Here is a 20663-nt window from a genome sequence, read left to right as displayed (position 1 = left end):
AGAACGATTACCGTATCTCGATGGCCATCGCAGGCTTCAGCCAGGATGAGGTTGAGCTGACCCAGCATGGACCCGAACTGGTCGTGGTAGGCCAGAAGGCTGATGATCAGAGCGGACGCCAGCTGCTGCACCAGGGCATCGCCTATCGCAGTTTCAGGCAGACGTTCAAGCTTGCCGACCACATGAAGATCAAGGCAGCCAAACTGGAGAATGGCCTCCTCTCGATCGACATCGTCCGTGAGATTCCCGAAGAGCTGAAACCGCGCCGCATTAGCATCGGCGTCGGCGACACGCCGACGGCCGCCACTCAGATCACGCAAGACACGGACCGCGCGCGTAAAGCCGCGTAATCCTGTCGATCTGTCACACTTTGAACTGCGGGTCCGCCTCCCGGTTCCGGCCGGGAGGCTGTGATTGCGGAGAAACGAAGATGATCACTGCAGGACGTACTGGCGCGCCTCTGTCGCGCGCCTGCAGTTGGCCTGGACCGCGCAAACCATGAAACTCAATGGTTCGTTCAATTTGGAGGATCATATGAACGATCGGATGTTTGACAACGCCGTTTTCGTGAAAAGCGGCGACAACCTTGTTCAGGAAATCACGTGTCTCGAGGACGCTCTGGAGTTCCTCTATGAATGGCCGAAGGACAGGCGCGGCCCCATTCACCAAACCGCATTGCGGGCCTGCCAGCGAGCTTTCGATAGCGATTATCCGCTTTCCGCAGCCAGAGACGCGTTCAGCGGTTTTGCGAAAGCAGCCAGAATCCTTGAGGAAGTATCCACGACAATGCCGTGGATGATGGGCAGAGGTGGCGAAGGCGGAGGAGTGACTGCCTAAAGCGCGTCGCGAAACGGATTCATGCGACACGCTTTAAGTCTTTGTTTTGATGCATGTCGTTGTCCCAGAACCGCGGCATACTTCTGGGTGACATGCATTAGGAAAGGAGGTCATGATGCTATCGAAACCTTTTGAAAAGCCAGTCCGGGTGTGGGTGGGATTGGGCTTTCCCCGCCAACTCAACACGGTCGCGGATGCTTATCAATTCGCAGCCGAATGGTGTGGCAACAGCCCGGAGCAGAGAGCTGCTATTCGCGCTTGCAAAGCCGCTCTGATTGGTGATGTGGAACCCGAGACAGCACGAGGCGTCTTCGTCGCGTTCGCTCGCAAGAAGGATATTCTTATGGAGGACGGCATCGAGCCTGCGCCTTCAAGGACGCTAAGCCCGCACCACGTCTAAAGCGCGTCGCGTTTGAACGAGGCGGCTGCCACAAGCGGTGGCCGCCTTACCGGCTAAGTTGTCGAAGGGGTGCGCCAAAAACGGGCTTGGCCAAGTTATCGAAAGGATGGTGGGCGTGACAGGGATTGAACCTGTGACCCCTGCAATGTCAATGCAGTGCTCTCCCGCTGAGCTACACGCCCATCCGAAGCCGCGCATACACCATTTTTGGTCCAGCGCGTCAATAGCCGGAAAAGGGAAAGAAAGGCTCGTTTGTCGCGCCGCCGACGAAGCGGCGAGATCACACCATGCGTGCTTCAGGCGGCCTGGAGCATTTTTTCGACCTCGTTGACGAGATCGCGCAGGTGGAAGGGCTTGGACAGCACCTTGGCGTCTTTCGGCGCCTTGGAATCGGGGTTGAGCGCGACGGCCGCGAAACCGGTGATGAACATCACCTTCAGGTCGGGATCGATCTCGGTGGCGCGGCGGGCGAGTTCGATGCCGTCCATCTCCGGCATGACGATATCGGTCAGCAGCAGGGAGAAAGGTTCTTCGCGCAGCCGCTCGTAGGCGCTGGCACCATTGTCGAAATCGCTGACGTGATAGCCGGCCCGCTCCAGTGCCTTGACCAGGAACCGGCGCATGTCGTCGTCGTCTTCCGCCAGCAGAATGCGTGCCATCTTGTCCCGTCCGAATCACCCCAGCCAAGCCTGCCGTCCGGCAAGCCCGTTAACCATCCTGTATATGAGGAGCTGACGGTAAACATCAAGTGAACGTTGGCGGCATTAATCCTTATTTGACGGGGTTCCTGACGTGCCGAAATGCTGGACATGCGGCCGATGAGGTGGCAGTTTCCCATCATGATGCATTGCTGTTTCCGGGTTCGTTCAAATTGACGACGGCAGCCGAAGATTTTTCGGTCGTTCCACCCTTCGAAATCCGATCGGGCGCCGAGCAGCGCGTTCCCTTCGTCTTCAACTCACCGCATAGCGGCCGCTATTATCCAGACCGCTTCCTGGCCATGGCGCGGCTCGATCGGAACGCCATCCGCCGCTCCGAGGATTGCTATGTCGACGAACTGCTCGGCGGCGCGGTGGCGCTGGGCGCGCCGATGCTGGCGGCGAATTTTCCGCGCGCCTATCTCGACGTCAACCGCGAACCCTGGGAACTCGACCCGCGCATGTTCGCCGAGCCGGTGCCGTCCTTCTGCAACATTCGCTCGGCGCGCGTCGCCGGCGGGCTCGGCACCGTGCCCAAGCTGGTGGGTGAGGGGCTCGACATCTATTCCGGCCGTCTGCCGCTGGCCGAGGCCGTCCAGCGCATAGAGGCGGTCTACAAACCCTATCACGAGACGCTGAAGCGGCTTTTGACCAGAACCCATGCCAGGTTCGGCTATGCCGTGCTGATCGACTGCCATTCGATGCCGGCGAGCATCAGGGTGGGCGACAGCGGCCTGCGGCCGGATTTCATCGTCGGCGACCGTTTCGGCATCTCGGCCACGGCGGCCCTGACCGAGACGGCGATCAGCCTGCTCATCGGCATGGGCTACACCGTCGCGCACAACAAACCCTATGCAGGCGGCTTCATCACCGAGCATTACGGCCGGCCGGCGCGCCATCTGCATGCGCTGCAGATCGAGGTCAATCGCGGCCTCTACATGAATGAGCGGACGTTCCAGAAATCGGCCGGCTTCGATGCGCTGGCCGACGATATGGCGCGCTTTTCGGCCGACCTGATGGCGATGCCCGACCACCACTTCATAGACCTGCCGCTGGCCGCCGAATGACGCCGGAGCGGCGGCTGTTCATGCAATCCCGCGCTGGCCATCCCGCAGCGTAAAAAAAGACCGCATCGTTTGCACGACACGGTCGAAGTCTAGGGAGGAAACGCCCAAGGAGGGCATGGACAGGAAAACCTGTCCGAGAACAAATTTATTGTGCGATGCACAAATGTCAATCGATCTCACGCTTTTTTAATTCACTCTGATGTGAAAATGCGTTTCGATGGTCACGATGTGTGACATTTCGGCAACGCTGATGTCCTGATAAATTGATAAACCGGCTTGTTTTGGCGGGAAAGTGCCGGCAGACCGGGTTGGCACTCTGTAATGCGGGAGAATCACGTGGACATCAGCATCGATTTCATGCGCCGGATCGCGCAAGCGGCGGCGGCTGAAACCTTGCCGCGTTTCCGCGCACAGGGCGCCGTGGCCAACAAGGAAAAAGGCAGTTTCGACCCGGTCACCGAGGCCGACCGCGAGGCCGAGCGCGCCATCCGGGCGCTGATCTCGGCTGAGTATCCCGATCACGGTATCCTTGGCGAAGAACATGGCAGCGAAAACATCTCCTCAAGGCATGTCTGGGTGATCGATCCGATCGATGGTACCCGCGCCTTCATCTCAGGCCTGCCGGTGTGGGGAACGCTGGTCGGATTGACGGTCGACGGTGACGCCGTCGCCGGCATGATGGCGCAGCCCTTCACCGGCGAGCTGTTCTACGCCAACGCTTCCGGCTCCCACTACGAAGGCCCCGGCGGGCCGCGGAAGCTGTCGACCCGCAAGAGGACGAAGCTTGACGAGGCGACCTTGTTCACCACCACGCCGGCGCTTTTCAAGGGCGAGGCGCGCACCCGCTACGACGCGTTCGAGAAACAGATCCAGCTCGCCCGCTACGGAGCCGATTGCTACGCCTTTGCCATGATCGCGTCCGGCAGCGTCGACATCGTCGCCGATCCCGGATTGAAACCCTACGACATCGTGGCGCTGATCCCGATCATTGAAAAGGCCGGCGGCGTCGTCACCACATTCGAGGGCGGTCCGGCGGAAAAGGGCGGCGACATCCTGGCCGCCGCAACGCCGGAGCTTCACGCGGCTGCAATGGCAGCCTTGCGCGGCTGATAGTCGACCCGATCAGCGCGGCTTGATCGAGCGCTGGAATTCCGCCGGCGTTCGCCCGTAGACCTGCCTGAACGCTGAGCTGAAATGACTGTGGCTGGAGAAGCCGAGGTCCAGGCCGAGCGTGGTCAGATTGTCGTAGCGGCCAAGCAGGTCGAGCGCGCGCGCCAGCCGCAGGCGCAGATGGTAGCGATAGAGCGGCATCGCCTCGACCTGCTGGAAAACCTGCGTGAGATAAACCGGTGATACCCCGACTTCAGCGGCGATCTCGGCCAGCGTCCAGCGCCGCGAAAGATCCGAGGACAGGACGAGCTTGGCGCGGTCGACCAGCTTCTGCCGGCCAGCGCTTGCGCCGGCGGCATGCGAGGTGCGCTCGCCGAGGGAGCGCCGCACCAGCGTCAGCGCCAGGGTTTCGGCCTCCAGCGTTTCGGCAATGTTGCGGCTCAGGCTGTGGCGCAGCACCGCCACCAGCGCCTGAGCCCGCGGGTCGATGCGGCGGCGCTGACGACGAAACGCCACGGCGCTGCCCAAGCGCAACTGCTCCTTCGGCGTCAGCTCCTGCATTTGCGCCTCCTCGACAACGAGATCGAGGCAGGAATCGCCACCCTCGACGGGATGGCTGATCCGGTAGCCTTCGGCGTTGTTGAAGAACAACAACTGGTTGGCTTCGGCGACCGCATCGTTGCGGCCGACATGGCGCACGAAGACGCCGCGATAGGGAAACACAAGATGCGTGGCAGCGGTGCACTCTTCTTCGCTCTTGTGCCGGCATTCGCCGCTGCAGAGGACATCCCTCACCCTGACGGTGCCGGTGTCCAGAAGCGTCTGTACCGTGAACTGCGACATGGTGAGCTGAGACATGGCCGTTGCATTCTACCCTTGCACCGAAAGCTGCTCCGGCACATTTAGGCGATTGGCTTGTCCAAACCTGTCAGGAGACTTCACCTGTCGGGCCCTTCGTAACGGCCATGGCTCAGTCCCACAAACGGCGCATGTATTCGCAGTGAGCGTCGCTGCGCGACAGACCGATGTCCTTGAGCTGTTCGTCGGTCATTTCGAGCAAGGCAAGGCGGCTTCGGCGCCTTTCCAGTTGACGGCCGATCCAGTTGGCCGCCGCGATGCCTTGTGTCCGCAAGGACCGCCGGAACGTCGCGGTTTGAGTTGTCGGCTGATGTGCGAGGCATTGCGCCGCCGCTGCATGATCGGGGCGCATCGCTCAGGCTTCCCCGTTGCCGGCCACTGATGCGCCGGCCACTGAGGCGCCGGCTTCGTTCAGCGTAATCGCGCATTCCTCGCAGCAGACCTCGACGGTCTTGCCGCCGACCTTGACGCGGATCGGGTTGGCGTCCAGCTGGCAATCGCAGGCAGCGCAGGTTTTCTCGGTCATGACGTCATCTCCTTGTCGTTCAGTACGCGGAGAGATGAACATTCCGGGGCGGCACCGGCTGTCAGAATCTTTAGCTCTTTGTGTGCTGCCGGCGCTGCTCCTGACAGAAGGCTGTCAGCAGGCGCAAGCTCAAGGCGCCGCAACATGCAGCGCCGGCGGCATCAGGCTGTCGGGTCGTCGTTGCCGGGTATGAAGGCGTCGAAGGCGGCGAGCAACTGCTCGCGATAGACATCGGCCTCCTGCAGGATCTCGTGTTTCGAGCCATCGATCATCAGCAGCGAGCCCAGACGCAGACGCCTGGCATAGGCTTCCACGGCCTTGGTCGAGACGACCTGATCGGCGCCGGCGGCGATCATCAGCAGCGGCACCTGGATCCTGGCCATGAAGTCGGGCTCGCTGATGGCTTCGCCTGCCTTGATTGCCGCCTGCAGCCAGCGGATCGTCGGCCCGCCGAGCGCCAGTTGCGGATAGTGCTCGTAGATTTTCGTGTTGCGCTGATAGCGCTCGGGGTCCGATGTCACCTTGTTGAGGGCGAAGGGCAGGGTTTCCCTGGGACGCGGACCCCAGGCGGCGTAGAGTCGGCCGAGGCCGAGAAAGCACAATACCGAGCAGACGCGGCGCGCCGTTTTTGCCGACACGGGCGAGTCGGGCACCGTCAGGAAAGGCGCAATCAGCACCATGCGACGCACCCGGTTGACCATCGACGGCGCCGCGAGCAGCGCGATCACGGCGCCCATGGAATGGGCGAGGATGTAATACGGGCCGCGGCAGTCGGGCAGCACGATATCCTCGAAGAACTGTTCGAGGTCGCCGGTGTAATCGTAGAAGGAGCGGACATAGCCGCGTTGCGGGTCGGCGATCAGCCGGTCGGAATCGCCCTGGCCGCGCCAGTCGAGGGTGGCGACGCCGAGGCCGCGGTCGGTCAGGTTGCGGATGGTTTCGAAATATTTCTCGATGCACTCGTTGCGGCCGGGCAGCAGCACGACGGTGCCTTTCAGCGGCCGGGTGACCGCGGCAAACAGGCCGTAGCGGATCTTCTTGCCGTCGCGCGTGGTGAAAAAGCCGCCGCCGACATTTTGCGGCGGCGGATTGCCTGGCGTGGGATGGAAGAGATCCGTCATTAGGCGCTTGCGTGTTCGTGGTGTCTCACCCGGCAGGGGCGTCGGCATGGTGATAGACGCCAATGGATGAAAAGCAAAGGGAGGGCGCCAAGGGGGCGGACGAACAACGAGCAAGGCCGGAAGCAGCCTGCGGCGGCGTGCTTCCGGCCTCTGTCGATCCGGGAGGAAGGGACGTTACACCCGGTCGGCCTCGTCGCGGCGCTTTTATCCGGCGCCGCCTGGTTCTTTATCGTGGGGCACTCTAGCGCCGGCCGGCTGAACGGGCGCCGAAGCGGCGGTTCATCTGCCGTTCATCGACGCCTCGATTGGCGCTCTTCAAAAATCCTTGAAATGCGCTTTTGCGCTCCCCAAATGTCGGATGCAGCCGCCGATGTCGGGGCTGCTGGTCCACCCGAAACGCCTTTCCAGGGTTTCGCACCGGCCACACGCAAACATGTTGCTCAACAGGAGAACACCTCATGCGTCACGTTGATTTTTCCCCGCTCTATCGCTCGACCGTCGGCTTCGACCGCCTGTTCACCATGCTCGACTCGCTGGCCCAGCCCGATGGCGCGCAGACCTATCCGCCCTACAACATCGAGCGCACCGGCGAGGACGCCTATCGCATCTCGATGGCGGTTGCCGGCTTCTCGGACGAAGAGATTTCGATCGAAGCCCACCGCAACGTGCTGACCGTCAAGGGTGAGCGCAAGGAAGAGGGCAATGGCGAAGGCTCCGAGCTGCTCTACCGCGGCATTGCCTCGCGTTCGTTCGAGCGCCGCTTCCAGCTTGCCGACCATGTCGAGGTCGTCGGCGCCACGCTGAAGAACGGCCTGCTTTTCGTCGACCTTAAGCGCAACATCCCCGAGGAGCTGAAGCCGCGCAAGATCGCGATTACCGCCTCTTCGGCCAACGCCAAGCAGATCGAGGCCAAGAACGCCGCGTGATCAAGACGGCGGCGTCACAACGCCCAAGGTTAAAAGCGTTTCCTCCCGAGACGAAAGCGGCGCCGCGAGGCGCCGCTTTTTTCGCCGCAGCCTCTGTCACCCCAACCGAAGAGTTCTGGCTCTTTTGCGGCGGGCGCCGTCTTCCCATGAAGGGCGATGTCTGATCTCTCGGCTGATTTTTCCCTGGCCCTAACGGCAACCATTGCGGTGACCTTCCTGCTGGCCGGCATCGTCAAGGGCGTTACCGGTATGGGACTGCCGACGTTGGCGATGGGGCTGCTGGGCACAATCATGCCGCCGGTCGCCGCGGCTTCGCTGCTGATCGTGCCGTCCTTCGTCACCAATATCTGGCAGCTGTTTGCCGGCCCGAGCTTCGGATGGATCCTCAGTCGGCTGTGGCTGATGATGGTCGGCATCGTCGCCGGCACGCTGGCCGGCTCATGGCTGCTGGCCAGCGACAATGTCAAATGGACGACGGCCGGCCTCGGGGCGGCGCTGATCGTCTATGCCGTCTATACGCTGCTGGCGCGGCAGTTGACGGTTCCCGCGTCAGCCGAGCGCTGGTCGTCGCCCATCGTCGGTTTCCTTACCGGCATCGTCACCGGCGGCACCGGCGTGTTTGTCGTGCCCGCTGTACCTTACATTCAGGCGCTGGGCTTGAGCCGTGACGATCTGATCCAGGCGCTCGGCCTGTCCTTCACCGTGTCGACGATCGCGCTCGCTGCCGGCCTTGCCTCGCACGGCGCGTTCCAGGTCGGGCATGTCGCCATGTCGTCGCTGGCGGTTGCGCCGGCCTTGCTCGGCATGTGGCTCGGACAGTTGCTCCGGCAGCGGATCAGCCCGGCGACCTTCCGGCGCTGGTTTCTTGTTTTCCTGATCTTGCTTGGCCTCGAGCTTTTGGCGCGGCCTTTCCTTGCTTAGCGACCGGTGCCGGTTGCGAGAACGGCCTCGACGTTTTGCCGGTGGACGGGCTCGTACAGCGCGAAGTACTCGACAGCGCCCGTGGCGAACATGTCGGCGCCGAAGGTTTTCAGATCCTGCTTCGCAAGATCAGGCTCATGCCGGCAGCGAAGCAGTTTTTGAACGTAGGCTTGCGTGGCGGCGATGAGGCCTTTGTCGTAGCCGCCTCGCTCAATCGCTTCGAGCGAGCCGTGATTGGGCAAGATGCGGTCTATCGGCCACCTGCTCATGCGTTCGAGATCGACCAGATGTTGCGCCAGCCGATCCGCCTCGCTGACATACGTGATCGGATCCTCGAGCGTGTCGCCCGCCAGGAGCAGGTCGGTTTCGGGCATGAACAGCACCGTGCCGTCATGGCTGTGGATTTCGACCTGACGCAGTTCGACGGCGATCGATCCAACGGCGAGGTCAAGACTGCCTGCGAAGGTCCTGTTCGGCAGCACGAGAGGCTTGATCGGTGGAACACCGCTTTCGATCTCAGCCCGGTTGTTCGCGAGCGCCGAGGCGGTGAGCGTGTTGGCGATAATCTCGCAATCCTGAAACACCTCATTGCCGGCAATATGATCGTCATGCCAGTGGCTGAGCACGACCCGGATCGATGTTGCGCCTATGTCTTCGAGCGTCTGCCTGATGAAGCGCGCGTGAGGCAGCGAAATATGCGTGTCGTAGACAAGCGCCTGCGAACCATCGACGCTCGCCTAGGTGCAGATGCCGAGGGCATAGGCGCCATCGTCCAGCCAGTTCGGCTCGTCCGACCAGGCGCGAACGCCGTCAACGCGGCCATCGTAGAAGCCGAGCACGTTTGGCGCCGGGCGAACCAGCCGCATGGTTGAGCCGAGAGGTGGCTTTGTCATTGGCGCGGTCTCGCGGGTTCAGGCGATCATCTGGCCGAAGCGATCGACCTCATCTGAAGTCGTGGCAAAGCTGGTGACGAAGCGATAGAGCAACTCGTCCTCGCCGACATGGCCGTCGAAGCCGTGCGGCCTGTGCCAGTCGTAAAAGGCTGCGCCGACGGATTGCAGCCTTTCGGCTTCCGCCTTTTTCATCACCGCGAACACCTCGTTGGCCTGCGGCAACCAGGCGAGCTTCGCCGTTGCCGAATCTTCGATCGCAGCCGCCAGGCGCGCGGCCATGGCATTGGCATGACGGGCCGTGTCCAGCCACAGGCCGTCTGTGAAGTAGGCGTCGAACTGCGCTGCGATGAAGCGCGACTTGGAGAACAGCTGTGCGGCGCGCTTGCGCAGGAAGGACAACTCCTTGGCGCGGTGGAGATCGAACAGCACCACCGCTTCGGCGCACCAGCAGCCGTTCTTGGTGCCGCCGAACGAGACGATGTCGACGCCGCGCTTCCAGGTCATTTCGGCCGGCGTCGTCTCAAGCGCGACCAATGCGTTGGCAAAACGGGCGCCGTCCATATGCAGCGGCAGGGAAAAGCGTTTGGCGATCTCCGAAATGGTGGAAATGTCGTCGAGCCCGTACACTGTGCCGACTTCGGTCGATTGGGTGATCGAGACGGCCGTCGGGCGTCCCCAATGGACGATTTCGGGTGCGAAACGGGCGACGGCGCGTTCAAGATTGTGCGGATCGATCTTGCCCAGGGCGCCGTCGACAGCATGGAGACGCGAGCCGCCGCTGAAATATTCCGGCGCGCCGCATTCGTCCTCGATGATGTGCGATTCGCGGTGCGCAAAGGAAATGCCGCCGGGCTTGTTGTAAGCGGCCAGGGACAGCGAGTTGGCCGCCGTGCCGGTAGCGACGAAGAACACCGCGACCTCGCGTTCGAAGATCTCGCTGAAACGCTGGTAGACGGCCCGGTCGAGATCGCCATCGCCATAGGCGGTCGAAAAGCCGCCGGCATTGGCTGACAGCCCGGCGGCAATGTTGGAATGGACGCCCGCCCAGTTGTCGGATGCAAAGAACATCAGGAAAGTCCCTGCCTGGTTGAGAAAGTCTGGTTGCGACAAGAGCGCGACCATGGCCGTTTCGGGGTTTGACGCGCAAGGGCCAATGGCTGAAAAAGCGGTAAAGCCAAAGGCGATCACGAAGGAGTGCCGGGACCGAAATTTCGTTTCGACAGCGCCTGACGTAATTTTCTGTCGCCAAACGTCCAAGAATTTGGTGAATCGGTCTTGTGTGCGCCCAGGATTTCTGCCATAAAAATTTAGGACAGTAGTGCTGTCTTATTTTGTCGCACAAGTCAGGCTGGATTGGCGTATCATTTGGGCCACTCCGGCCGTTGCCGCGAGCGACGGGTAGACGGCTCGTGTGTGGCCTGTACGATACCGGATACGAACCGGCGGTGCACCGCACGGTCCGCCAAGGATTTCGAAAAGACGTGCCGCAAGAATGAGAGCGGAAGCCAGTCGCTTCCCAAGGTAGACCAGCGCCCCAAATGCTAGACGTGCAAGGGGCCGGAACGGAGGACAGGACGATGACGGAACTGACGCCATCTGCGATTATCGGCCAGGCCGCGCAGACGAAAGCGGCAGCCGTTAAAAATACCGTTCTGACCAAAGAAGGCCGAACCACCAACGGCCTGACCGGCAACGGTATGGCCGCGCAGGGTCTCTACGATCCGCGCAACGAGCATGACGCGTGCGGCGTCGGCTTCATCGTCAACATGAAGAACGTGAAGTCGCACCAGATCGTCAAGGACGGGCTCTTCGTGCTCGAAAACCTGACGCATCGCGGCGCTGTCGGCGCCGATCCGCTGATGGGCGACGGCGCCGGCGTGCTGGTGCAAATCCCCGATCATTTCTTCCGCCAAGAGATGGCGGCCCAGGGCGTCGAACTGCCGGCGGCAGGCCAATACGGCGTCGGCCACTGGTTCATGCCGCAGGATGCGGCACTGCGCGCCCATATCGAAGAGATCATCGCCGAATCGGCGCAGTCAGAAGGGCTGCCGCTGCTCGGCTTTCGCGACGTGCCGGTCGACAATTCATCGCTGTCGAAGGCGCCCGATATTGCGGCCTCCGAACCGTTCCATCGCCAGGTCTTCATCGGCCGCACATCAGACATTCCAGATGACGAGGAATATGAGGCCAGGCTGTACCTGCTGCGCAAGGTGATTTCCGGCCGCATCTACGCCGAGAACAACAACAAGGATATCGGCGCCTACTGTGTGTCGCTATCGGCGCGCACCATTGTCTACAAGGGCATGTTCCTGGCCTACCAGGTCGGCGCCTATTACAAGGATTTGTCGGATCCGCGTTTCGAGACCGCGCTGATCCTCGTCCACCAGCGCTTCTCGACCAACACCTTCCCGTCATGGAAGCTCGCGCACCCGTACCGCATGGTCGCGCATAATGGCGAGATCAACACGGTGCGCGGCAACAACAACTGGATGGCGGCGCGCCAGGCCTCGGTCGATTCCGAACTGTTCGGCAACAACATCTCGAAGCTGTGGCCGATCTCCTATGACGGCCAGTCCGACACGGCGTGCTTCGACAATGCGCTCGAATTCCTGTTCCAGGGCGGCTACAGCCTCAGCCACGCCATGATGATGCTGATCCCGGAAGCCTGGGCCGGCAACAAGCTGATGGATGCCGACCGCAAGGCTTTCTACGAATACCACGCAGCCCTTATGGAGCCGTGGGACGGGCCGGCCGCGGTCGCCTTCACCGACGGTCGCCAGATCGGCGCCACGCTCGACCGCAACGGTCTGCGCCCGGCGCGCTACATCGTCACCGACGACGACCGCGTCATCATGGCGTCAGAGGCCGGCGTGCTGCCGGTGCCGGAGGAGAGGATCGTCAAGAAGTGGCGGCTGCAGCCCGGCCGCATGCTTCTGATCGACCTCGCCAAGGGCCGCATCATTTCCGACGAGGAGATCAAGTCGGAGATCGCCACCAGGCATCCCTACAAGACCTGGCTCAACAACACGCAGCTGATCCTCGAGGATCTGAAGCCGGTCGAGCCGCGCGCGCTGCGCAAGGATGTCAGCCTGCTCGATCGCCAGCAGGCTTTCGGCTACACGCAGGAAGACACCAAGCTGTTGATGTCGCCGATGGCGACCACCGGCCAGGAAGCCGTGGGTTCGATGGGCACCGACACGCCGATCTCGGCGATGTCGGACAAGTCGAAGCTGCTCTACACCTATTTCAAACAGAATTTCGCCCAGGTCACCAACCCGCCGATCGACCCGATCCGCGAGGAGCTGGTGATGAGCCTGGTGTCGTTCATCGGGCCGCGGCCGAACATCTTCGACCTGGTCGGCAATTCGCGCCGCAAGCGGCTCGAAGTGCGCCAGCCGATCCTGACCAATGGCGATCTGGAAAAGATCCGCTCGATCGGCCACACAGAGGACCGTTTCGACACCAAGACCATCGACATCACCTACGGGTCGAGCGAGGGCGCCGCCGGCATGCAGGGCGCCGTCGAGCGTCTGTGCGAGCGCGCCGAGGCGGCCGTTGCCGGCGGCTACAACATCATCATCCTGTCCGACCGCCAGGTCGGTCCCGACCGTATCGCCATTCCGGCACTGCTGGCGACGGCTGCGGTGCACCATCACCTGATCCGCAAGGGTCTGCGCACCGCGGTCGGCCTGGTCGTCGAATCCGGCGAGCCGCGCGAAGTGCATCATTTCTGCTGTCTCGCCGGCTACGGCGCCGAGGCGATCAACCCCTACCTTGCCTTCGATACGCTGCTCGACATGCACAAGCGTGGCGAACTGCCGGCGGAGGTCGACGCCTACGAGGTGGTCTCGCGCTACATCAAGTCGATCGGCAAGGGCATCCTCAAGGTGATGTCGAAGATGGGCATCTCCACCTACCAGTCCTATTGCGGCGCGCAGATATTCGACGCCATCGGGCTGAAGTCGGATTTCGTCGACAAGTACTTCACCGGCACAGCGACGCTGATCGAAGGTGTCGGCCTGGACGAGGTCGCGGCTGAGACGCTCAGCCGCCACACCGACGGTTTCGGCAACGATCCGGTGCTGCGCAACAGCCTCGAGGTCGGCGGCGAGTACATGTACCGCATGCGCGGCGAAGCCCATATGTGGTCGCCCGACGCCGTCGCCACCTTGCAGCACGCCGTGCGCCAGGGCTCGTGGGAGACGTTCAAGGAGTATTCCGCGCAGATCGACAGCGAGACGGCCCGTGCCCAGACCATACGCGGCCTGTTCAGGATCAAGCTTGCGGAAGAGACCGGCCGCAAGAAGGTGGCGATAGAGGACGTGATGTCGGCGGCCGATATCGTCAAGCGCTTCTCGACAGGGGCGATGTCGTTCGGCTCGATCTCGCGCGAGGCACACACGACGCTGGCGCGCGCCATGAACCAGATCGGCGGCAAGTCGAACACCGGCGAGGGCGGCGAAGAGGCCGACCGCTATCTGCCGCTGCCCGGCGGCGGCAAGAACCCCGAACGTTCGGCGATCAAGCAGGTCGCCTCGGGGCGGTTTGGCGTCACCGCCGAGTATCTCGTCAATTCCGATGTCATGCAGATCAAGGTCGCGCAGGGCGCCAAGCCCGGTGAGGGCGGCCAGCTGCCCGGCCACAAGGTCGACGCGACCATTGCGAAGGTCCGGCACTCGACGCCCGGCGTCGGCCTGATCTCGCCGCCGCCGCATCACGACATCTATTCGATCGAGGATCTGGCGCAGCTGATTTACGATCTGAAGAACGTCAACCCGGCGGCCGACGTCTCGGTAAAGCTGGTGTCGGAAGTCGGTGTCGGTACGGTTGCGGCGGGCGTCGCCAAGGCGCGCGCCGACCACATCACCATCTCCGGCTATGATGGCGGCACCGGCGCGTCGCCGCTGACCTCGCTCAAGCATGCCGGCAGTCCATGGGAAATGGGCCTTGCCGAGACGCACCAGACGCTGGTGCTGAACGGGCTGCGCTCGCGCGTTGCACTGCAGGTCGATGGTGGCTTGCGCACGGGGCGCGACGTCATCATCGGTGCGCTGCTCGGTGCCGACGAGTTCGGCTTCTCGACCGCGCCGCTGATCGCGGCCGGCTGCATCATGATGCGCAAGTGCCACTTGAACACCTGCCCGGTCGGCGTCGCGACGCAGGATCCGGTTCTGCGCAAGCGTTTCAAGGGCACGCCCGAGCATGTCATCAACTTCTTCTTCTATGTTGCGGAAGAGGTGAGGGGGCTGCTGGCCGAGATGGGCTACACCCATATCGACCAGATCATCGGCGACAGCGACCTGCTGGAAAAGCGCGAGATGATCCAGCATTGGAAGGCGCGTGGGCTCGATTTCGGCAAGATGTTCTTCAAGCCGGACGCGCCGCATGAGGCGGTGCACTGGACCGAACGGCAGAAACACCCGATCGACGATGTACTCGATCGCAAGCTGATCGAACTGGCGAAGCCCGCGCTCGAAAGCAAGCAGCCGGTCAAGATCGAGGTCGACATCCGCAATGTCGATCGCTCCACGGGCGCCATGCTGTCGGGCGAAGTCGCCAAGCGCTTCAGGCACAAGGGCCTGCGCGAGGACACGATCCAGGTGAAGCTGACCGGCACCGCCGGCCAGTCGTTCGGCGCCTTCCTGGCGCGCGGCATCTCGTTCGATCTCGTCGGTGCGGCCAACGACTATGTCGGCAAGGGCCTGTCGGGCGGACGCATCGTCATCCGGCCGCCGGAGGAGTCCAGGATCGTCGCGGCGGAATCGATCATCGTCGGCAACACCGTCCTCTATGGCGCGACCGAGGGCGAGGCCTATTTCGCAGGTGTCGCCGGCGAGCGCTTCGCGGTGCGCAATTCGGGCGTCGCCGCCGTCGTTGAAGGCGTCGGCGATCATGGCTGCGAATACATGACCGGCGGCATCGTCGTCGTCATCGGCCAGACCGGTCGCAACTTCGCTGCCGGCATGTCGGGCGGCGTGGCCTATGTTCTGGATGAGGCCGGCGATTTCGCCGCGCGCTGCAACATGGCGATGGTCGAGCTGGAGCCGGTTCCGGAAGAAGACGATCTGATGGAAAGGCTGCTGCATCATGGCGGTGACCTCGACCACAAGGGTCGCGTCGACGTCTCGGGCGACATGACCACCCATGACGAGGAACGGCTTTACCAGCTTATCTCGAACCACGTCCATTTCACCGGTTCGGTACGCGGCCGCGAGATACTCGACGACTGGACGACCTTCCGGCCGAAATTCCGCAAGATCATGCCGGTCGAATACCGCCGCGCGCTGATCGAGATGGAACGCATGCGCATGGGCGTGGCGGCGGAATAGGTTTTTCGACTTGCCGGGAGGCGCAGGCTTCCCGGCGGAACTTTCAGCGACAGTTTGACCTCGGATGCAAGGTTGCCACGGCTGCCTCAAGGGGTTAACGGGTGCGAAAACCGCACCATCTGGACAGCAGGAACTGGACTATGGGCAAGGTAACAGGCTTTCTCGAAATCGACCGGCAGGTGCACAAGTACCAGCCGGCCTCCGACCGCATCCGGCATTTTCGTGAATTCACGCTGCCGATGTCGGACAAGGAGGTCGAGAAACAGGCGGCGCGCTGCATGGATTGCGGCATCCCGTTCTGCCACGGGCCGACCGGTTGCCCGATCCACAACCAGATCCCGGACTGGAACGACCTCGTCTACAATGGCGACTGGGACAATGCGATCCGCAACCTGCATTCGACCAACAATTTCCCCGAGTTCACCGGCCGCATCTGCCCCGCGCCCTGCGAGGAAGCCTGCACGCTGAACCTCGAGGACATTCCGGTTGCCATCAAGACTGTCGAACAGGCAATCGCCGACAAGGCTTATGAAACCGGCCATATCCGGCCTTATCCGCCAGAGAAGAAGACGGGCAAGCGGGTCGCTGTCATCGGCTCCGGCCCGGCAGGGATGGCGGCGGCGCAGCAGCTTGGCCGCGCCGGCCACGAGGTCAGCGTTTATGAGCGTGAGAGCCGTCCCGGCGGGCTGATGCGCTACGGCATTCCCGACTTCAAGATCGAGAAGCACTATATCGACCGCCGCATCGAGCAGATGCAGGGCGAGGGCGTGACCTTCCATTGCGGCGTCAATGTCGGCGTCGACAAGCCGGTGGCAGAGTTGCTCGCCGGATATGATGCGGTGCTCTATTGCGGCGGTTCGGAATCGCCGCGTCCGGCCAATATTCCGGGCGACGATCTCGGCGGCGTCTATGACGCCATGCCCTATCTGGTGCAGCAGAACCGTCGCGTCGGCGGCGAGCCGATCCAGTCGGTGGCCTGGCCGTCGCATCCGATCATCGCCGGCGGCCAGCATGTCGTCGTCGTCGGCGGCGGCGATACCGCGTCCGACTGCGTCGGCACCGCCTTCCGCCAGGGCGCGGTGCGTGTCACCCAGCTCGACATCCGCCCGCAGCCGCCGGAGAAGGAAGACAAGCTTTCGGTCTGGCCTTACTGGGCGACCAAGATGCGCACCTCGTCCTCACAGGCCGAAGGTGCGGAGCGCGAATTCCAGGTGGCGACGCTCGAATTCATCGGCGAGGACGGCCAGCTGACCGGCGTCAAATGCTGCGAAGTCGACGAGAAGCGCAAGCCTATCCCCGGCACCGAATTCGTCATCCGTGCAGACCTCGCCTTCATCGCCATCGGCTTTGCCGGACCGGCTGCCGCCGGCGTCGCGAAAGAGCTGGACGGTGAGATGAAAATCACCACCGACAGCCGCCGTTCCCGCAATGTCGAAGCCAACGATCGCGACTACAAGACCAGCGTCGACAAGCTCTACGCCGCAGGTGATGTGCGCCGCGGCCAGTCGCTGGTTGTGTGGGCGATCCGCGAAGGCCGCCAGGCCGCGCGCTCGATCGATGAAGCGCTGATGGGGTCGACGGTACTCCCCCGTTAACGGTTGATCGCCGTCGTCGTATCCGTCGCGGCAGCGGCCTTGGGCGGCCAGGAGAAGTCGTCGGCGCGACCGGGCGAGGCCTCGGGCGCCTTGCCTTCGAGGATTAGTTTTTCGCCGGGCAGATCCGGATTGGCTTTCGGCGCCGCCGCTGCACCGAGAAGCTCGGTCCCGCCGTCGAGCGCCGGATCGTTGAGCAGCATTGGAACGGTGCGGTCGACCACGATCGGGGCGGCGGGCAGCGACGGCGCCTCGACCGGGGCGCCGGCCGGTGCGGCAGCCGTCACCACGCTTCCCGGCGCTGCCAGGCCGAGGATCTTGGCCAGCGGCTTTTCGGTGTAGAAGGCGAGCTTTCGCTTGCCGGCTTTCGAGACGTTGATGCCGTCGTCGGAGCGCAGCCGCACGGCCTGGCCGTTAATGTCGGGGCCGGTCGAGACAAAGGCGCCGTTCTCGTCGACGAACCCATCCCAGACATCGACGAATTCGCCGCCGTTCTTCTCGGCAGCCGAGTGGTAGATGTCGTTGAATGCCAGCATGTCGGAGGTCATCTTCGGCGTCTTGAAGGCTGGCATGCCGACCCACAGATAAGGCACCTTGGTCGCCGCCAGTGCCTTTCCCAAGGCTTCGGTCCGGCGTTCGTATTCCTTGGTCCAGTTCTCGGAGCGCGGCTGCTCGCGCACATCGTTGACGCGCATCTGCTGGCGGTCGTTGGAGCCCAGCATGACGACCACGGCGGCGGGCTTCTCGGTCTCGACCAGCGATTTGACCTGTTCGGGCCAGTTGTAGACATCATCGCGCACGAAACCCGAAGAACCGTTGGCGCGCTCGACGATCCTGACGTTGGCATTGTCGGCAAAGGCTGTTTCGAGGCCTTCGGCCAGGCCGTTGGCCATGAAATCGCCGATCACCAGAACGACGCGGGCATCCGGTGTCTTCTCGACAATCGGAGCGGAAGGTTCAATGGGTGCACGGGGCTTCTTCTTGACCTTCGGCTTTGCCTTGCGGACGTCGAGCGGCGGCTCGATGCGTTCGCTGCGGCGCGGGAACAGAAGGTCGCGCAGCGACCAGCCGCGGTTCTGCGGTTGTTCCTGCGCCAAAGCCGGTGTGTGGAAACTGCCGGCGACCCCCGTCGCCAGGACAACGATGGCCAGAACGAGGATCGGCAAGCGGAAAACGATCACACGGATACGCGCTGCCGAAACCAAGCACCCTCTCCATCCCTTGGTGCATGGCCCTCGCAGCGGATCATGCACACATCAATGCTACGGCATCCCTTGTGCGCCGCAATGCGCGGCGCTGCCGATGGCTCTATTTCTTTCTGAGCCATTTGAGCACTTCCATGCTCGGATACCCGTCCTGGGTCAAGCCGACCGTTGCCTGATAGGTCATGATGGCGGTTTTCGTGCCGTCACCGATCTTGCCGTCGAACTTGCCGTCGTAAAGTCCGTGCTGCGAAAGCCGCTTCTGCAACTCCTGCCTTTCCTCGAAGGACAGTTTGGTGAAAGGCCGCTTCCAGTCCTGCACCAGACCATTAGAACCGGCGATTTCGTCGGCAAGAAGGCCGACGGCCAGGGCATATTTGTCGGCGTTGTTGTAGGCCTTGATGACGGAGAAGTTCTTGATCATCAGGAAGGCCGGTCCGCCGCGGCCGTCCGGCACTTTCAGGGTCGCCTTGTCGGTTGCGTTCTTGAACGGCTTGCCATTGGCCCTGGCGACGCCGAGCGCCTGCCACTGCGCCAATGTCTTCGAGCCGGCCGGCAGTTTGCCCGCCGGAATGGTGACCTCGTAGCCCCAGGTCTTGCCGCCCTGCCAGCCATTCTTCTTCAGCAGATTGGCTGATGTCGCCAACGCATCGGGGATCGAATTCCAGATGTCGCGCTTGCCGTTGCCGTCCATGTCGACGGCATAATGCTGGTAGCTGGTCGGGATGAACTGGGTCTGGCCCATGGCGCCGGCCCAGGAGCCCATCAGGTGGCTTTCGTCGATGTCGCCGGTCTGCAGGATTTTCAGCGCGGCGACCAATTGGGTGCGGGCGAATTTCGAACGCTTCGGGTCGCCATAGGCGAGGGTTGCCAGCGAGCGGATGACATTGCGCATGATGTCGTCGCGCTTGAGGATCTCGCCATAATTCGATTCCATCGACCAGATGGCGAGCAGGATGTAGCGGTCGACGCCGAACCTGGCTTCGATCCGTTCCAGCCACGGCTTCCATTTCCTGGCCATCTGCTGGCCGACGGCAACGGACTGGTCGTGGACGCGGTTGTCGAAATAGTCCCAGGCAGGTGCGGTGAATTCGGGCTGGGTGCGTGCCTTTTCCAGCACCACCGGGTCGGGCTCGCTGATGCCCCGGAACGCTCGGTCGTAGACCCCGCCGGAAACGCCGCCCGCCACGGCCGTGGCGCGGAAGCCGGCGACCCATTGCCGAAACCCGGCATCGGCGAAGGCCGGTCCGGCCGGCATCAGCAAGGCGAGCGAGAGGCTGGCCGCCGTCAGCACGCTGGTAAAGAGTTTTGCGGCACTGCGAACGGACATATTTTCCCCTTTCTCTATCTCAGGAAAGACCATTCATCGCCGAACCGGGTTAGCAATTGGTTTACCATAGGCGGCGCCTGGAACGAAAAGACACCTGGATGCTTTACCGGTTGATGTTTCCCTCAATGGCCCGATAATCCCCAATTCCGGCGCGAAAATGTCGCGAGGCGGGATTGCCGGGCACGCCCTCAAACGGATAATTGACGCATGAAGCGAGTTCGCAAGGCAGTTTTCCCGGTCGCCGGTCTCGGCACACGGTTTCTCCCGGCCACCAAGGCCATTCCCAAGGAGATGCTGACCGTCGTCGACCGGCCGGTCATCCAGTATGTCGTCGATGAGGCGCGCGAGGCCGGCATCGAACATTTCATCTTCGTCACCGGCCGCAACAAGGCGGTCATAGAAGACCATTTCGATATCCAGTTCGAGCTCTATGATACGCTGGCACAGCGCGGCAAGGACGAGCAGCTGGCCCGCCTGCAGCGGCTGCAGCCGGCGCCTGGGCAGACCTCCTTCACCCGCCAGCAGGTGCCGATGGGGCTTGGCCATGCCGTCTGGTGCGCCCGTGAACTGGTCGGCGACGAACCCTTCGCGCTGTTGCTGCCCGACATGATCATGCAGTCGGAGAAGAGCTGCACGAAGGCCATGGTCGAGCTCTACGAGGAGACGGGTAACAACATCATCGCCGTGCAGGAATGCGATCCGGCCGAGACCCACAAATATGGCATCGTCGGCCGGGGCGAGGACACCCATCACGGCTTCCGCATCACCGAAATGGTGGAGAAACCCAAGACCGGCACCGCGCCGTCCAATCTCTACATCAACGGCCGCTACATCCTGCAGCCCGAGACTTTCA

The 20663-nt window shown here is 62.7% G+C and carries 19 protein-coding genes, 1 tRNA gene and 1 pseudogene; 10 read left to right on the top strand and 11 right to left on the bottom strand.

Features of this window, described 5'->3' with window-relative positions; translation table 11 throughout:
• The 3 genes from NKI88_RS30565 to NKI88_RS30555 all read left to right on the top strand — a co-directional run.
• The coding region (locus NKI88_RS30565; RefSeq protein WP_352659106.1) for an Hsp20 family protein at nt 1–350 on the top strand (350 nt) is incomplete at its 5' end.
• Between the two features lie 64 nt (nt 351–414).
• The gene (locus NKI88_RS30560) at nt 415–837 is read left to right on the top strand and encodes a DUF982 domain-containing protein (RefSeq protein ID WP_352659104.1); all 423 of its coding nucleotides are present in this window, start codon (nt 415–417) and stop codon (nt 835–837) included.
• Nucleotides 838–949: 112 nt separating this feature from the next.
• On the top strand, nt 950–1237 hold the full coding sequence (locus tag NKI88_RS30555; RefSeq protein ID WP_245260022.1) for a DUF982 domain-containing protein: 288 nt from the start codon (nt 950–952) through the stop codon (nt 1235–1237).
• A gap of 107 nt (nt 1238–1344) precedes the next feature.
• Here NKI88_RS30555 and NKI88_RS30550 read toward each other — a convergent pair.
• Together NKI88_RS30550 and cpdR are read right to left on the bottom strand one after the other, a co-directional pair.
• Nucleotides 1345–1419: transfer RNA gene (locus tag NKI88_RS30550), tRNA-Val, on the bottom strand.
• A 114-nt stretch (nt 1420–1533) separates the two neighbouring features.
• A complete protein-coding gene (cpdR, locus tag NKI88_RS30545; protein WP_023671195.1) occupies nt 1534–1896 on the bottom strand; it encodes a cell cycle two-component system response regulator CpdR in 363 nt (120 codons plus the stop codon).
• A gap of 164 nt (nt 1897–2060) precedes the next feature.
• Here cpdR and NKI88_RS30540 point away from each other — a divergent pair, with 164 nt between their 5' ends.
• Complete coding sequence (locus tag NKI88_RS30540; protein WP_352659102.1) at nt 2061–3002, top strand: N-formylglutamate amidohydrolase; 942 nt, start codon at nt 2061–2063, stop codon at nt 3000–3002.
• 336 nt (nt 3003–3338) lie between these two features.
• On the top strand, nt 3339–4112 hold the full coding sequence (gene hisN, locus NKI88_RS30535) for a histidinol-phosphatase (protein WP_023671197.1): 774 nt from the start codon (nt 3339–3341) through the stop codon (nt 4110–4112).
• Nucleotides 4113–4124: 12 nt separating this feature from the next.
• On the opposite strand, the gene NKI88_RS30530 is transcribed toward hisN, so the two are convergent.
• The 4 genes from NKI88_RS30530 to NKI88_RS30515 all read right to left on the bottom strand — a co-directional run bounded on the left by NKI88_RS30530 (nt 4125) and on the right by NKI88_RS30515 (nt 6617).
• Nucleotides 4125–4955, bottom strand: a complete 831-nt coding sequence (locus NKI88_RS30530) for a helix-turn-helix domain-containing protein (RefSeq protein ID WP_023728420.1) — start codon at nt 4953–4955, stop codon at nt 4125–4127.
• A 127-nt stretch (nt 4956–5082) separates the two neighbouring features.
• Nucleotides 5083–5322 carry a DUF1127 domain-containing protein gene (locus NKI88_RS30525; RefSeq protein WP_023686421.1) on the bottom strand — a complete coding sequence of 80 codons (240 nt, stop codon included), beginning with the start codon at nt 5320–5322 and terminating at the stop codon, nt 5083–5085.
• Between the two features lie 3 nt (nt 5323–5325).
• The gene (locus NKI88_RS30520; RefSeq protein ID WP_352659101.1) at nt 5326–5496 is read right to left on the bottom strand and encodes a hypothetical protein; all 171 of its coding nucleotides are present in this window, start codon (nt 5494–5496) and stop codon (nt 5326–5328) included.
• Between the two features lie 161 nt (nt 5497–5657).
• Complete coding sequence (locus NKI88_RS30515) at nt 5658–6617, bottom strand: alpha/beta fold hydrolase (protein WP_023695700.1); 960 nt, start codon at nt 6615–6617, stop codon at nt 5658–5660.
• A gap of 458 nt (nt 6618–7075) precedes the next feature.
• Here NKI88_RS30515 and NKI88_RS30510 point away from each other — a divergent pair, with 458 nt between their 5' ends.
• Nucleotides 7076–7543, top strand: coding sequence for an Hsp20 family protein (locus NKI88_RS30510; RefSeq protein ID WP_023671202.1), 468 nt, complete (start codon nt 7076–7078; stop codon nt 7541–7543).
• 156 nt (nt 7544–7699) lie between these two features.
• Nucleotides 7700–8464 (top strand): sulfite exporter TauE/SafE family protein, encoded by a 765-nt coding sequence (locus tag NKI88_RS30505; RefSeq protein WP_023814617.1) that lies wholly within the window; start codon nt 7700–7702, stop codon nt 8462–8464.
• On the opposite strand, the pseudogene NKI88_RS30500 reads toward NKI88_RS30505, so the two are convergent.
• From NKI88_RS30500 to NKI88_RS30490, 3 genes and pseudogenes are all read right to left on the bottom strand, one after another.
• A pseudogene (locus tag NKI88_RS30500) lies at nt 8461–9177 on the bottom strand (MBL fold metallo-hydrolase); the annotation flags it as partial. The gene NKI88_RS30505 and the pseudogene NKI88_RS30500 sit on opposite strands and share 4 nt — an antisense overlap.
• A gap of 24 nt (nt 9178–9201) precedes the next feature.
• The gene (locus NKI88_RS30495; RefSeq protein ID WP_352579992.1) at nt 9202–9357 is read right to left on the bottom strand and encodes a hypothetical protein; all 156 of its coding nucleotides are present in this window, start codon (nt 9355–9357) and stop codon (nt 9202–9204) included.
• Nucleotides 9358–9375: 18 nt separating this feature from the next.
• Entirely contained in the window at nt 9376–10425 is a 1050-nt protein-coding gene (locus tag NKI88_RS30490) for a threonine aldolase family protein (protein ID WP_352659108.1), read from the bottom strand.
• Nucleotides 10426–10934: 509 nt separating this feature from the next.
• Between NKI88_RS30490 and gltB the strand changes: the two genes are divergently transcribed.
• Both gltB and NKI88_RS30480 read left to right on the top strand, forming a co-directional pair.
• Complete coding sequence (gltB, locus tag NKI88_RS30485; protein WP_352659098.1) at nt 10935–15686, top strand: glutamate synthase large subunit; 4752 nt, start codon at nt 10935–10937, stop codon at nt 15684–15686.
• Nucleotides 15687–15826: 140 nt separating this feature from the next.
• Nucleotides 15827–17281 carry a glutamate synthase subunit beta gene (locus NKI88_RS30480; RefSeq protein ID WP_023686414.1) on the top strand — a complete coding sequence of 485 codons (1455 nt, stop codon included), beginning with the start codon at nt 15827–15829 and terminating at the stop codon, nt 17279–17281.
• Here the strand turns inward: NKI88_RS30480 and NKI88_RS30475 are convergent.
• Together NKI88_RS30475 and NKI88_RS30470 are read right to left on the bottom strand one after the other, a co-directional pair.
• Nucleotides 17278–18483, bottom strand: coding sequence for an SGNH/GDSL hydrolase family protein (locus tag NKI88_RS30475; RefSeq protein WP_352659096.1), 1206 nt, complete (start codon nt 18481–18483; stop codon nt 17278–17280). The genes NKI88_RS30480 and NKI88_RS30475 overlap by 4 nt on opposite strands.
• A gap of 103 nt (nt 18484–18586) precedes the next feature.
• Nucleotides 18587–19810 carry a lytic murein transglycosylase gene (locus NKI88_RS30470; protein WP_352594670.1) on the bottom strand — a complete coding sequence of 408 codons (1224 nt, stop codon included), beginning with the start codon at nt 19808–19810 and terminating at the stop codon, nt 18587–18589.
• 207 nt (nt 19811–20017) lie between these two features.
• Between NKI88_RS30470 and NKI88_RS30465 the strand changes: the two genes are divergently transcribed.
• Nucleotides 20018–20663 (top strand): UTP--glucose-1-phosphate uridylyltransferase (locus NKI88_RS30465; RefSeq protein ID WP_352659093.1); only part of this gene is annotated, 646 nt, incomplete at its 3' end.

It is taken from the genome of Mesorhizobium sp. M0317 (assembly GCF_040321555.1).
Taxonomy (GTDB): Bacteria; Pseudomonadota; Alphaproteobacteria; order Rhizobiales; family Rhizobiaceae; genus Mesorhizobium.
The sequence above is the reverse complement of the archived record's forward strand: the minus strand, read 5'-3'. Positions and strand labels throughout refer to the sequence as shown.